The 12,249-nt window shown below is 65.6% G+C and carries 12 protein-coding genes; 3 read left to right on the top strand and 9 right to left on the bottom strand.

From position 1 onward, the window contains the following. Nucleotides 1–61: 61 nt before the first annotated feature. The 3 genes from PMI20_RS19330 to hglS all read right to left on the bottom strand — a co-directional run bounded on the left by PMI20_RS19330 (nt 62) and on the right by hglS (nt 2,277). Entirely contained in the window at nt 62–352 is a 291-nt protein-coding gene (locus tag PMI20_RS19330; RefSeq protein WP_007923531.1) for an addiction module antidote protein, read from the bottom strand. Between the two features lies 1 nt (nt 353). Continuing rightward, entirely contained in the window at nt 354–647 is a 294-nt protein-coding gene (locus tag PMI20_RS19325; RefSeq protein ID WP_007923532.1) for a type II toxin-antitoxin system RelE/ParE family toxin, read from the bottom strand. A 235-nt stretch (nt 648–882) separates the two neighbouring features. Then, nucleotides 883–2,277 carry a 2-oxoadipate dioxygenase/decarboxylase HglS gene (hglS, locus tag PMI20_RS19320; protein WP_007923533.1) on the bottom strand — a complete coding sequence of 465 codons (1,395 nt, stop codon included), beginning with the start codon at nt 2,275–2,277 and terminating at the stop codon, nt 883–885. A gap of 264 nt (nt 2,278–2,541) precedes the next feature. Here hglS and PMI20_RS19315 point away from each other — a divergent pair, with 264 nt between their 5' ends. From PMI20_RS19315 to PMI20_RS19305, 3 genes are all read left to right on the top strand, one after another. Continuing rightward, on the top strand, nt 2,542–3,666 hold the full coding sequence (locus PMI20_RS19315; RefSeq protein WP_052034467.1) for a diguanylate cyclase: 1,125 nt from the start codon (nt 2,542–2,544) through the stop codon (nt 3,664–3,666). A 93-nt stretch (nt 3,667–3,759) separates the two neighbouring features. Continuing rightward, nucleotides 3,760–5,004, top strand: a complete 1,245-nt coding sequence (locus PMI20_RS19310; protein ID WP_007923535.1) for a M20/M25/M40 family metallo-hydrolase — start codon at nt 3,760–3,762, stop codon at nt 5,002–5,004. A gap of 231 nt (nt 5,005–5,235) precedes the next feature. Then, nucleotides 5,236–5,631 carry a carboxymuconolactone decarboxylase family protein gene (locus PMI20_RS19305; RefSeq protein ID WP_007932579.1) on the top strand — a complete coding sequence of 132 codons (396 nt, stop codon included), beginning with the start codon at nt 5,236–5,238 and terminating at the stop codon, nt 5,629–5,631. A 24-nt stretch (nt 5,632–5,655) separates the two neighbouring features. Here the strand turns inward: PMI20_RS19305 and astA are convergent, their stop codons facing one another. The 6 genes from astA to PMI20_RS19275 form a co-directional block, all read right to left on the bottom strand. Then, on the bottom strand, nt 5,656–6,720 hold the full coding sequence (gene astA, locus PMI20_RS19300; RefSeq protein ID WP_007932580.1) for an arginine N-succinyltransferase: 1,065 nt from the start codon (nt 6,718–6,720) through the stop codon (nt 5,656–5,658). 58 nt (nt 6,721–6,778) lie between these two features. Then, nucleotides 6,779–7,795, bottom strand: coding sequence for an arginine N-succinyltransferase (locus tag PMI20_RS19295; protein WP_007932581.1), 1,017 nt, complete (start codon nt 7,793–7,795; stop codon nt 6,779–6,781). Nucleotides 7,796–7,987: 192 nt separating this feature from the next. Next, on the bottom strand, nt 7,988–9,331 hold the full coding sequence (locus PMI20_RS19290; protein WP_007932582.1) for an APC family permease: 1,344 nt from the start codon (nt 9,329–9,331) through the stop codon (nt 7,988–7,990). A 194-nt stretch (nt 9,332–9,525) separates the two neighbouring features. Continuing rightward, complete coding sequence (locus tag PMI20_RS19285; RefSeq protein WP_007932583.1) at nt 9,526–10,278, bottom strand: N-formylglutamate amidohydrolase; 753 nt, start codon at nt 10,276–10,278, stop codon at nt 9,526–9,528. Continuing rightward, the gene (locus PMI20_RS19280; RefSeq protein ID WP_007932584.1) at nt 10,262–11,608 is read right to left on the bottom strand and encodes a type I glutamate--ammonia ligase; all 1,347 of its coding nucleotides are present in this window, start codon (nt 11,606–11,608) and stop codon (nt 10,262–10,264) included. The genes PMI20_RS19285 and PMI20_RS19280 overlap by 17 nt, the downstream gene beginning before the upstream one ends. Next, complete coding sequence (locus tag PMI20_RS19275; protein WP_007932585.1) at nt 11,605–12,249, bottom strand: cysteine hydrolase family protein; 645 nt, start codon at nt 12,247–12,249, stop codon at nt 11,605–11,607. The genes PMI20_RS19280 and PMI20_RS19275 overlap by 4 nt, the downstream gene beginning before the upstream one ends.

Here is a 12,249-nt window from a genome sequence, read left to right as displayed (position 1 = left end):
CTCCAGCAAGACTCTTTACCGACACAGCCTGTTGTTTCATTACCTGCCGCCCGGGTCGGCTTTAGCCTCGGGACACGGTGGTGCACAGCTGCAGGCCCAGCGCGCGCATGACCTTGACCACGGTATCGAAGCGCGGCTTGGCACCCGGGGCAAAAGCCTTGTAGAGGCTGGCCCGGCCCTGGCCGGTGGCCTTGGCAATCTGCGTCATGCCCCGGGCCCTGGCGACATGGCCCAGGGCGCGGATCAGTTCATCGGTATCGCCATCGGCCAGGACCTGGGACAGGTATTCGCTGATCGCCTGATCGCTGTCGAGCAGGGTGGCGATGTCGAAGGCAAGCAGTGTGTCGGACATATCAGAACTCCTTGGCCAGGGAACGGGCCTGGCAGATATCGGCAGGCTGGGTGGACTTGTCGCCGCCCAGCAGCAGGACGATCAGCGTATTGCCGCGAAGCGTGAAAGAGATGCGGTAGCCGGCGCCCATATTCACGCGCATTTTCGAGAGACCGCCGCCGAGGTTTTTCACATCGCCCAGGTTGCCCGCCGAAGCCCGCTCGATACGCCGAGCGATGGCTATCCTGGCGCGCAGGTCCCGTAGCGTGGTGTGCCATCGGGCAAAGGCGGTCGTCTGCAGGATCTCGTAATCCATGAGTGACTGTATCCATATAGAGACAATATTGAAAGGAGTGATGACCCTCAGGCGACTGACGGTGCGCTTGAAGGGGTCATGGAAAGGTAAGCAGGAGGGGAGTGGGCGAGGCGGGCTGTTTCGTATCGGCATGTTGTCGATCAGGGCTGCCGAAACACCCTGTAGCCATTGCCCGGCGGCGGGGGCGGGAAAGGGCCAGCATCAGCCGTTCTGGCTGATGCTGTGGGACGGAGAATCAGAGCGCCGGCAGGCCCAGCGCCGCGGCGCATGCCTGGAGCGAGCGCTGTTGGGTATCGGCGTACAGCTGCAGTTCATCGATGGTCGGACGCCCCAGGGCCCGCTCGAAAGCCTGCCGGTTGGAGTGGCCGGCGTAATGGCTTTGCGCATCGTCGCCCAGGTTGGACTGGAAGATCCCGGCGGCGCTGACCGGCAGGAAGTCCTCGTACACCAGCGGCTCGGCCCGCACATGTCCGGCGTGGATCAGCGCCTCCAGGTTCGTCGGTCGATCCGCCTGTTGGCGCGCGGCCAGGCCTTGTTCGCTGGCGAAGTAGCGGAAGTACGCCAGGCCCTGTTCGCGCATGGCCTCGTGGTCATCGGGAAAGGCGCGGAAGTGTTCGGCCATCAGGGTGTTGTAGCGCTGGGCATTGGCTTCGTTGGGAAAGTCCCCCAGGGCGTCGCGGGCGGCGTTCAACAGCTGGTCGTACAGCGCCCGGCCCTTGGGGGTGAGGGCGGCGCCGCGCTGTTCGATCTCGCCGAAGCGCGCGCTGTGGCTGCCGCAGCTGTCGGGCTGGTCGGTGAAGGCCACGGCTTCCTCCAGCGCCTTGAAGCTGGTCTGGCGCAAGAGGATCGGGCATTCCCGGCGCGGCGGGCCTTCGATCACCGCCTTGGGCGTGATGCCGCGGGCCGGCATCAGCGCTTGCACCTGGTCGATGTCCAGGGTACGCGGCGTCAGGTGGTTGATGTGCGGCCCCTTGAACGCCACCACGTCGGCGATCAGCCGGTGCTGGGCGCTCAGTTGCTGGTACTGCCCGGCCGTGACCGTGGCGCTGTGGTGCCAGCGGAAGGTTTCCAGGGCCTGCTCGACGAATTCCCCGGCGGCGCGGTCGTCGAGGCCGCCCTGGGTTTCGGCCTGTTCGATCAGGGCCAGGGCGCGCGGGGTGAAAATGCTCCGGCGGGCCAGCACCGATTCGGCGAAGCTACGCAACTGCGGGTTGTCGATCAGTTCCAGGCGCAACAGCGAGGTGAAGACCCGGAACGGGCTGACCTGCAGGGCGCTTTCGTGCACCGCGCGAAAGGCCGTGGAATGCACCGGCACCCCGGCCGGGGTGAGGTCGTAATAACCCACCGGCTGCATGCCCATTACTGCGAACAGGCGGCCCAGGGTCGCCAGTTCGGTGGCGGTGCCGACGCGGATGGCGCCGTGGCGCTCCAGGTCCAGGCGCTGGATTTCGCCGGTGCTGCGCAGCTGGCGGGCGATCCTCTCGTCGCTGCCCAGGACCCCGGCGTTGACCTGGGTCACCAGCTCCATCAGGGCACCGTACAGCGGCACTTCCTCGCGGTACATGTCCGACATCGCCCGTGAAAAACGTTGGCGGATCAGGTCTGGGCTGACGAAGCTCTGCAGGCTCATAAACAAGGATTCCCGGCGTAGTGAGACAAAGAGGGTAGCGGTGTTGGCTGGGCCTGATTCTGGTTGGCGCGGGGTGTGCTGACAAACGAAGTTTCTTCCGGACTTCATTCTGCAAATGAATGCAGGCGGGCAGGGTGGCTACGTGCAGCTGGACCGATGGCATCCGCTGGTTTTCACTCAGGCAACCCGCAGCGCTTTCCGGGGGCTGAGCGGTGATGGCGATTTGCCGTTGCGCTGATAGACTTCTGAACACGACCGCATTCCATGGCTTGCGTACCGTTCAACGGAGGCGACTTGGCCTTGACGCCGCACAACGGAGGAAAGGGACTTTCACTGGCCAGGAGGCTGTACAAAACGCGAATTCTGGGGTTGGCCCTGGGGTTCTTCTGCGTGGCCGCGGGCATATACCCGCTGCATCCATCGCCCTGGGTCTGGGCGTTCATGTCGTTCAACGCTTTCATCTGGCCGCACCTGGCGTACCAGTGGGCGCGCTGCTCGCCAGTGCCGTTTCGCGGCGAGCATCACAACCTGCTGGTGGATGCCTTCCTCGGTGGGTTCTGGGTGGCGGCCATGCACTTCAACCCGCTGCCGACCACCACCACCCTGTCGTTGATGGCGATGAACAATATCGCCCTGGGTGGCGTGCCCTTTTTCCTGGCCGGTTGTCTGGCGCAGATGCTGGGGGTCGCGCTCGGGCTGCTGCTGTTCGGCATCGGGTTCGAGGCCCAGACCAGTGCGCTGCAACTTTATGCCTGCTTGCCGATGCTGACCCTGTATCCGCTGGCCCTGGGGTTTATCTGCTACCAGCAGGCCAATGTCCTGTCCCGGCACAAGCGCGAATTGCTGGCCCTGAGCCGTACCGACAGCCTGTCGGGCCTGCTCAACCACGGGGCCTGGAAGGACCAGCTGGAAATCGAGTTCCAGCGTTGCCGGCGCCAGGGGACGAACCCGAACCAGGGCGGCGCCATCGCGCTGATCGACATCGATCATTTCAAGGCCATCAACGACACCTACGGCCATGTCGCCGGCGACATCGTGTTGCGCCAGCTGAGCAAGCTGCTCAAGCAGAACCTGCGGATCAGCGACCTGGCCGGGCGTTATGGCGGCGACGAGTTCTGCGTGATCCTGCCGGACGTGCCGCTGGAGCATGCCGCCGAACTGATGGAGGCTTTGCGTTGCCGTTTCGGCGGATTGGGCTATGAGCAGAGCCCGGCCCTGGAGGTCAGCCTGAGCATCGGCCTGGCCGCCTATTCCCCGGACCATAGCGATGCCCTGGACTGGTTGAACGATGCCGACCAGGCCTTGTACGAGGCCAAGACCACCGGTCGCAACAAGGTCAGCTGCCGCCGCGGAGGCTGCTCGTCGAAGGTCCTGCTGAACTCCTTGTAAGGCCGTTCGCAGAGCATTGCGCCAGCATGGAGGGGGGCGAATTTGTCAGGTAGGGTGGGCGGGCACCTTCCGACACGAAACAAGGACCGATTCATGACGCAGACTCCCCCTCGCTCATTGCTGGCCGCCCGTATCGGCCTGACCCTCGCCCTTGGCCTGCTGGCCACCCACGCCAGCGCCGCCCCCCACCCACAAGTGCAGAACGATGCGCAGCAATACCAGGGCGACGCCCTGAAACTGTTGGAGCGCCTGGTGAATATCGACTCGGGCTCCGGCTACGAGGCGGGGCTGGACCAGGTGAGCGACATCGCCATCGCCGAACTGAAGAAGCTTGGCGCCAGCATCGAAAAAGTCCCCAACGGCACGGCCGGCGGCAGCCATGTGCTGGCCACGCTCAAGGGCACCGGCAAGGCCAGGATCCTGCTGATGGCGCACATGGACACGGTGTTCAAGGAAGGCACCGCGGCCGAGCGCCCGTTCCGTATCCAGGACGGTCGCGCCTACGGCCCGGGAGTGATGGACGACAAGGGCGGCATCGTCGCCGGGATCTACGCGCTGAAGGTCCTGGATAACCTCAAGTTCAAGGACTATGCACAGATCACCTTCCTGCTCGATGCCAGCGAGGAAACCGGTTCCGAGATCGCCACCGAGCTGATCAAGAAAACCGCCAAGGCCCACGACGTGACCTTGAACCTGGAACCGGGGCGCCCGGCCGATGGCCTGGTGGTGTGGCGCAAGGGCAGCGCCACGGCGCTGGTGGAGGTCAAGGGCAAGGCCGCTCACGCAGGCGTCGCGCCGGAGCTGGGGCGCAACGCGGCGATGGAGGCGGCGCACCAGATCCTGCAACTGGGCAAGCTGGGGGATGAAGAGAAGAAAACCACCATCAACTTCACCGTGCTCAAGGCCGGCGACCGGACCAATGTGATTCCCGACCAGGCCACCGCCAAGGCAGATGTGCGGGCGGCGGTGCCGGAGGAGTTCGACCGCATCGAGAAAGATCTGGCGCGGGTCTCGGCCAACAAGCTGATCGCCGACACCGAAGTCAAGACCACCTTGCAGCGCGGTTTGCCGCCGATGCCGCAGACCGAGAAGTCCGATGCGCTAGTGGCCATGGCCCAGGGCATCTACGGCGAACTGGGGCGCAAGCTGACCATCGAGGGCAGCGGCGGGGCGGCGGACTCCAGCCTCTCGGCCGGCGTCGGCACGCCGACCCTGGATGGCTTCGGCATCGTCGGCGGCAATATCCACACCCCCGAGGAATACGCCGAAGTCGAGAGCGTGGCACCACGGATCTATCTGCTGGCGCGGATGATCATGGAGCTGTCGGCCAAGCGCTGATTGCAGGAATAGACGCACTGCATTGTCTGCATGGCCGGACCTGTAGCCGCTGCCGAGCCCGCGAGGCTGCGATCGACTGCGCAGCAGGCGCAAGGATCTCGAGACCGCTGGAGGACCTGCGGTCCTATCGCAGCCTCGCAGGCTCGGCAGCGGCTACAAGGGAATGGCTGCAGGCGCCTGCGATCCCTCTGCCTATACTCGAAAGCCTCGTCCCCCACAGCGGAGCCTTCAATGAGCAGCCACCTCACCGAATACGTCGACGCCAGCCCGGAAGTGCGGGCGGTGTTCGACGACATCATGCGCACCCGCCGGGTCGACCAGGTGAACAACTTCTGGAAATGCCTGGCGGCCCATCCGCCGACCTTGCGTCGTACCTGGGACAGCCTCAAGGAGATCATGGCGCCGGGGGCGCTGGATCCGCTGACCAAGGAGCTGATCTACGTCGCGGTGAGCGTCACCAACAACTGTCCGTATTGCATCGCTTCGCACACCGCCGCGGCGCGCAAGGCAGGGATGACGGAGGCGATGTTCGGTGAATTGCAGGCGGTGGTCGGCATGGCCAACGAAACCAATCGCCTGGCCAACGGCTACCGGGTGCCGCTGGATGACGGGTTCAAGCTCGAATGAGTCCGATGCGGCCCTTGGCGCCGCTCAGGCATCGGCCAGCGCCGTCCTTGGGCTTTCGGCCGCGACCGCCTTGGCCTGGGTGGCCAGCAGCGGCACGGCGCGCACCAGATCGCCGGGCTGCACTTGCAGGCGCTTGGCGCTGAGGCGATCCACCAGCAGGCAGCCGGACACCAGGCGAGCGCGGGCGCGGGTGACGCGGCAGCTTTCCAGCCGGCGGTTGTGGATCAGCCAGGTCGGCGCGTCGTCGTCCGGGGTGCCGACCAGCAGCGGCAGCACCTGGCTTTCGCGCACCGCGCGGACTTTGCTCCGCTCGGCCTCGATCACTGGCCCGCCGTCGAAGATGTCGATATGGCCCTGATGGGCAAAACCTTCGTGGCGCAGGATGGCCAGCGCCGCCTCGGCGTTTTTGTGGGCCTGGCCGATCGCGGCCTGGGCCGGTTCGCTGAGCAGGCAGGTGTACAACGGCTGGCGCGGCAGCAGTTCGGCGATAAAGGGTTTGTGGCCAAGGCTGGACAGGTGGTCGGCCTGGACGAAATCCATCTGCAGAAAGTGCCGGCCCAGGCTGTTCCAGAACGGCGAGCAGCCGTTCTCGTCGCCCTTGCCGCGCAGCTCGGCGATCAGCTTGTCGCCGAACAGGTGCGGAAACTCGGCGACGAACAGCAGGCGCGCCAGGGACAGCAGGCGGCCGTTGGTGTCACGGCGCTGGTCGGGGCGCAGGAACAGCGAGCAGAGTTCCGATTGGCCGGTCATCTCGTTGTTCAGGAACAGGGTCGGGATCTGCCGCCGGATGCCCAGGTGCGGCGCCGAATTGACGGTCATGCCGACCCGGTAGCTGTACCAGGGTTCGCGCAGGCCCACGGCGCCGGTCAGGGCGCTGATGCCGATCACTTGCTGGTCGTCGTCCTCGAGCACGAACAGGTAGTCGGCGTCGGCCCGTTCCACCTGTTCGGCAAAGGTCCGCTGGGCCCAGCGAATCCGGTGGGTCAGGCGCTCCTGGTTGGCCGGCAGGCTGGTCAGCCCCAGGCCTGCGCGCCGGGCCAGGGCCATCAACGCGGGCAGGTCGGTCACGCGTACCGGGCGAACGATCATGATGCAGCTCCTTCTGCGCGCCTGTTCAGGCGGCGAATGCAAACGTGTCCGGGGTTCTTCATAGGGCGACCAGCCGTACCGGGTCGCCGGTTTGCAGGTGCAGGGCCTGGAAGGTTTGCGGGTCAAGGTTGACCAGGTCCCCCGGTGCTTCGTCCAGGTGCACCAGGGCGGCCCGGTATTGCCCCAGCCGTTCGTTGCTCGCCAGCCAGGCCCGGCCGCTGCCGCTCTGTTGGCCCGGGCAGGCGTTGGCGATAAGGCTCTGGCGGATGGAGCGGACGCCGTTGTGGCGGGCGTACAGCGTCGGGCCGCCGTCGAACAGGTCGACATAGTGGTTGGCTTCAAACCCCTCGCGCAGCAGGATCTCGTAGGCCTCGCGACCCTGCGGGTGGACCTGGCCGATACAGTCCTGGGCCGCCTTGGGCAGCATCGGGATGTAGATCGGGTACTGCGGCATCAGGTCGGCGAGGAAGCTGCGGCTGCGCAGGGCGCACAGGCGTTCGGCCTCGACATAGGGCAGGTCGAAGAAGTGTTTGCCCAGGGCATCCCAGAACGGCGAATGGCCGTCGTCGCTGCTGTAGCCGACGATCTCGGTGATGCTGGTGTCGGCGAAACGCGAGCCATGGGCGGCGATGAACAGCAGGCGGGCCCTGGAAAGCAGCTCCGCCATCGGTGTGCCCACCAGGTCCGGGTCGATATGAAAGCCGCGCAGCAGGCTGTGGTTGCTCAGGTCCTGGCACAGCGACAGGGTCGGCACGCCGTGCTGCACGTTCAGCTCCCGCGAGTTGCTGACGAAGGGTCGGTTGCGCAGGCTGTAGAAGGGCGCGGAGAACCCGGCCATGGCGAGGATTTCCGAGCAGCCGCGCAGCTGGCCGCTGGCCGGGTCGTGCAGGACAAAAAAATAGTTCTCCGGCCCCGGCGCCTGCACGTTGGCGGCGAAGGAGGCGCAGGAGTCGAGAATCTTGTCCAGCAGGTGTTGTCGATCGTCCGGCAGGGACGTCACCCCCGCCAGGCTTTCACGGGCCAGCCGTTGCAACTCCGGCAAATCGTCTGGCGCAACTGGGCGTAAGACCAGCATGGATGCACTCCTGTATCAAAATGATCGACGCCTGGTCGCAAAACCCGGGGCGCCGAACCTGACAATCACTGTCGGTTTCCACGCATTACTGCCACTGCCCGCGACGGCGGGTGGTGGCACGCAGGCACCTGTCGGCGCCCACTCGGATTCGCCGGAGCACCTTCATGGTGCCGCGGCGTCCGGGGGTGTTGATTAAAGTGGATCGGCCAGCGCCGTATTGGCGCCCAGCTTGTTGAGGAAAAACAGATAGACCAGGCCGATGGCGATCCAGATGCAACCGAGTTTCTGCGCATCGACCCCCATGTTGTACATGATCGCGCAGACAATTAGAAAGCCGATCACCGGACAAATCAGGTGACGCAGCACCTGGGCCGACTGGTTGCGGCGCCAGTAGTGATTGATCACGGTCAGGTGCAACAGCATGAAGCCGCTCAAGGCGCCGAAATTCACCAGGGAGGTGAGGGTGTCCACCGAGTTGATGAACAGGTAGCAGATCAGCAGCGACAGCACGGCCACCAGGTAGATGCTGACGTGCGGCGTGTTGTGCTTGGGGTGGACCTTGGCCAGGATCTTCGGCAGCTTGCCGTCGCGGGCCATGCCGAACAGCAGGCGCGACACGGCCGCTTGCGAGGTGATGGCCACCGCCACGCCCCAGGCCAGCGCGGTGGCCACCGCGGTCAGGGTCGCCAGCCAGCTGCCGCCGGCGATTTCGGCGATCTCGTAGAAGGCGGTGTCCGCCGACTTGAAGCCCATGCCGGCGGCCAGGTCGGTGGCGATCCAGGTCTGCACCACAAAGATCGCGCCCATCACTAGCAGGGTGATCAGCGCGGCGCGGCCGACGCTCTTGCCCGGCTCGCTCTTGATCTCTTCGGCCAGGGTGGAAATGGCATCGAAACCGAGGAACGACAGCACGGCGATCGACACGCCCTGCATCAGCATGCCGAAGTGGAAATTCTCCGGGTGGTACAGCGGCGCCAGGGTCAGCTGGCCGTTACCGGCGCCACCGTGCAGGGCGTTCCAGGCGTAGAACAGGAAGATCCCCAGCACCACCAGTTGCGCCAGGAGGAACACGATGTTCATCCGTGCGGTGAAGGTGATGCCGCGCAGGTTGACGAAGGTGGCGCTGACCAGGAACGCGAGGATGAAGCCGACCTTGGGAATGTCCGGGTACAGGTGGTTCAGCGCCATGGCCGCGTAGACGTACAGCAACGGCGGAATCAGCAGGTAGTCGAGCAGCATCAGCCAGCCGGCGATGAAGCCGACATGGGGGTTGAGCCCGCGCTGGGCGTAGGAATAGACCGAGCCGGCGATGGGAAAGGCGCGGGCCATGCTGCCGTAGCTGAGGGCGGTGAAGAGCATCGCCAGCATGCCGATGATGTAGGCCAGCGGCACCATGCCCGGTGCTTCCTGGTTTACATAGCCGTAGACCCCGAACGGGGCGATGGGGATCATGAAAATCATCCCGTAGACCACCAGGTCGCGCAGCGTCAGGCCGCGCTTGAGTTCCTGTTTGTAGCCGAATTCTTCAATCTCCATGAAGAGGTTCTCCTTGTCAGCCAAAGGGGGGGCGGGAGCCTGTCGCTGAGGTCGAAGGACGACCTGCAGAGGCAAGCAATGTATTTGAACCTGGCAGGTTTAAAGACACGCCACGGCGGTTTTTTATAGTTGTTGTACCGGTACAGCAAACAGCTTTTTTACAACGACAGCTCCATCCTGATGTACAGCTTTTTCTACAACAGCGGTGCCAGATAATCCGTCCAGCACTGTATGGCCTGCGGGGTGCGCAGCAGGTCGTTGCGCACCTCGATCAATACCGAATCCAGCCCGCGGGCATCGCCGTGGGCCGGCACGGTCATGTCGCCCAGGGCGTCGATCTTGTACGGCTCGTTGCCGGCGATCTTCACGTCGTGGACCGACATGCCTTCCAGCAGGCGCCGGGCGTAACCCTCGGCGCGATCGAACAGCACGCCCATCTCCAGCGTGCGGCGCTGGCCGTAGTACAGCGGGGTAAAACTGTGGATGCCCACCACCCGCACCGGCCGGCCCGCGGCCAGGCGTGCGTCGATCAGCCCGCTCAGGCGCGCATGAAAGGGCCTGAACAGCTGCTTGCGGCGGTACTCGCGGGTGGCTTCGTCGAGGTGCTGGTTGCCCGGGATCTGGTAGATCTCGCTCTGCAACGGAATGCTGTCGTGGGCCTGGCACGGGCGGTTGAGGTCGATCAGCAGCCGCGAATAATTGGCCGTCAGCAGGGTGGCGCCGAGGGTCTGCGACAGGCTTTGCGCCAGCTCCAGGGCGCCGGGGTCCCAGGCGATGTGTTCACGCGCCGCTTCCGGGTCCAGGCCGAGGTCGTTGAGCGCCGCCGGGATATAACGGCTGGCGTGTTCGCAGACGAGGATCAGCGGGTGCGCGGAATCTTCCCGCAGCAGCCGGTAGGCCGGTTGGGTGTACAGCCCCAGTTCAGCGGTTTCAGTACAGGTGTGCATAGTGCTCACAGAGTTGGGCAGGGGTCAGGTGCTCGGTCAGTTCTACTTCCTTGTGTTTGACGGCGAAATAGGTGTCCAGCAGCGGGGCTGGCAGTGCTTGCAGCAGTTCCGGGCAGTTGCGCAGGCAGTCCAGCGCCTGGGGCAACGAAGCCGGAAGGGCGACGATGCCGCGGTCCTGGCGCTGCTGCGCGCTCAGTTCGTCCGGCACTTCGTCGGTCACGGCGCGCAGCGGCAACTTCTGTTCGATGCCCAGGCGCCCGGCGATCAGCACCGCGGCCATGGCCAGGTGCGGCGAGGCGGTGGCGTCCAGCGCGCGAAATTCCAGGTTGTACTGCGGCGCCACCGGCTTGCCGCCGAGGCTCACGGTGGGGCAGATGCGCAGCGAGGCTTCGCGGTTGCGCTGGCCCAGGCAGGCGTAGGAGGCGCTCCAGTGATGGGGTTGCAAGCGCGCGTAGGAAATCGGTGTCGGCGCGGTAAAGGCGCAGAGCGCCGGCAGGTACTTGAGCACCCCGGCGGCCCAGAATTGGCCGAGGGACGACAGGTTGTTGGCCCGTCCTTCCTCATACAGCACCGGCGCGCCGTCCAGGTCCTGCAGGCTCAGGTGCAGGTGCACGCCATTGCACACCGCGTGCTCCGCGGTCTTGGGCGCGAAGCTCAGGCCATGGCCGAGTTGCCGGGCGATCTCGCGGGTGATCTCGCGCACGTTCACCGCGCGGTCGGCAGCGGCCACGCCCTGGGTCGGGCGGCAGGTGATTTCGTATTGGTGCTTGCCGTATTCGGGCAGGAACATTTCCGGCTCGACGCCCGCGGCGCGCAAGGCGCTGAGCAGCCAGCCGCCGAAGTCCGCGCCCTGGCGCTGGGCCTGCAGGGAGAAGGCCAGGCGCTCCGGTTGCGCGGTGGCACCGCGCAGGTTGAATTCGTGCTCGAAGGCGGCGGTGACCTGCAGCCCCAGCTCGCTGGCGTAGCGCTGCACCTCGTTGCGCAGCAGGGTGCGCGGGCAGGCGGCCCAGGGCTGGCCGTCGGTCTCGCAGATGTCGGCGTGGATGAAGTCCAGCGGCGAGGCGCTGGCGTCCGGGCCGTTGCCGACCTGGACTCGGCTGGCCAGGTCGGGGATCAGCCGCAGGTCGCCACGGGCGCCCCAGGGGTTGGGCTCGGCAATGATGTCCTGCGGGGTCAGCGCGCTGTTGGCCGGCACCCAGCCGCAGCCGGCGCTGGTGTAGCTGTCCAGTTCGTCGCTGGGGAACGAGCGGCCACGGCTGACGCCGATCAGGTCGGTGGTGAGCAGGGTGGTCATGGCCACCGGCCGCAACGGCTCGCTGTTGCGGCTCATGCCTGCATCTCCCGCAGGCGGCCGAGCACGGTCTGGGTGTCGGTGATCCAGCAGTAGCCCTTGATCGCGTTCAGGCAGGCCTGGTGCCGGGCGTCGGTGTAGGTGGCGCAGGCGTCTTCCACCAGGGTCACCAGGTAACCGCGGTCGGCGGCGTCGCGTACCGCCATGTCGACGCACTGGTCGGTGACGATGCCGGCGACGATCAAGTGACGGGTCTGCAGGTTGCGCAGCACGTAGTCGATGTTGGTCGAGTTGAAGACCCCGGAGGAGGTCTTGGGCAGGACGATTTCGTTCTCCCGCGCCGCGAGCGGATCGATGATCGCCGCCTGCGGGCTGCCCTTGGGCAGGTGCATGTCCGACAGCTTGTGGTCCAGCGAGCGGTCGCGGCCATCGGCGGTCAGGCTTTCGATAATGGTGTGCAGCACGTTCTGCCGGGCGCCGCGCATGGCCGCCAGGAGCTTCTGCTGGTTGGGAATCACCTGCTCGCGGGTGCGCTTGAGGAAGTACTCGGCGTCCGGCACCTGCAAATGCGGATCCAGCTGCGGCTCGAGCCAGGCCCGTTGCATGTCCACCAGCAGCAGGGCGGTGCGATCGAGGGTGAATGGCAGGTCGCGGGGTGATTGGTGGGGAAGGCAGACCAT

The sequence above is a fragment of the Pseudomonas sp. GM17 genome (assembly GCF_000282175.2).
Classification (GTDB): Bacteria; Pseudomonadota; Gammaproteobacteria; order Pseudomonadales; family Pseudomonadaceae; genus Aquipseudomonas; species Aquipseudomonas chlororaphis.
The sequence above is the reverse complement of the archived record's forward strand: the minus strand, read 5'-3'. Positions and strand labels throughout refer to the sequence as shown.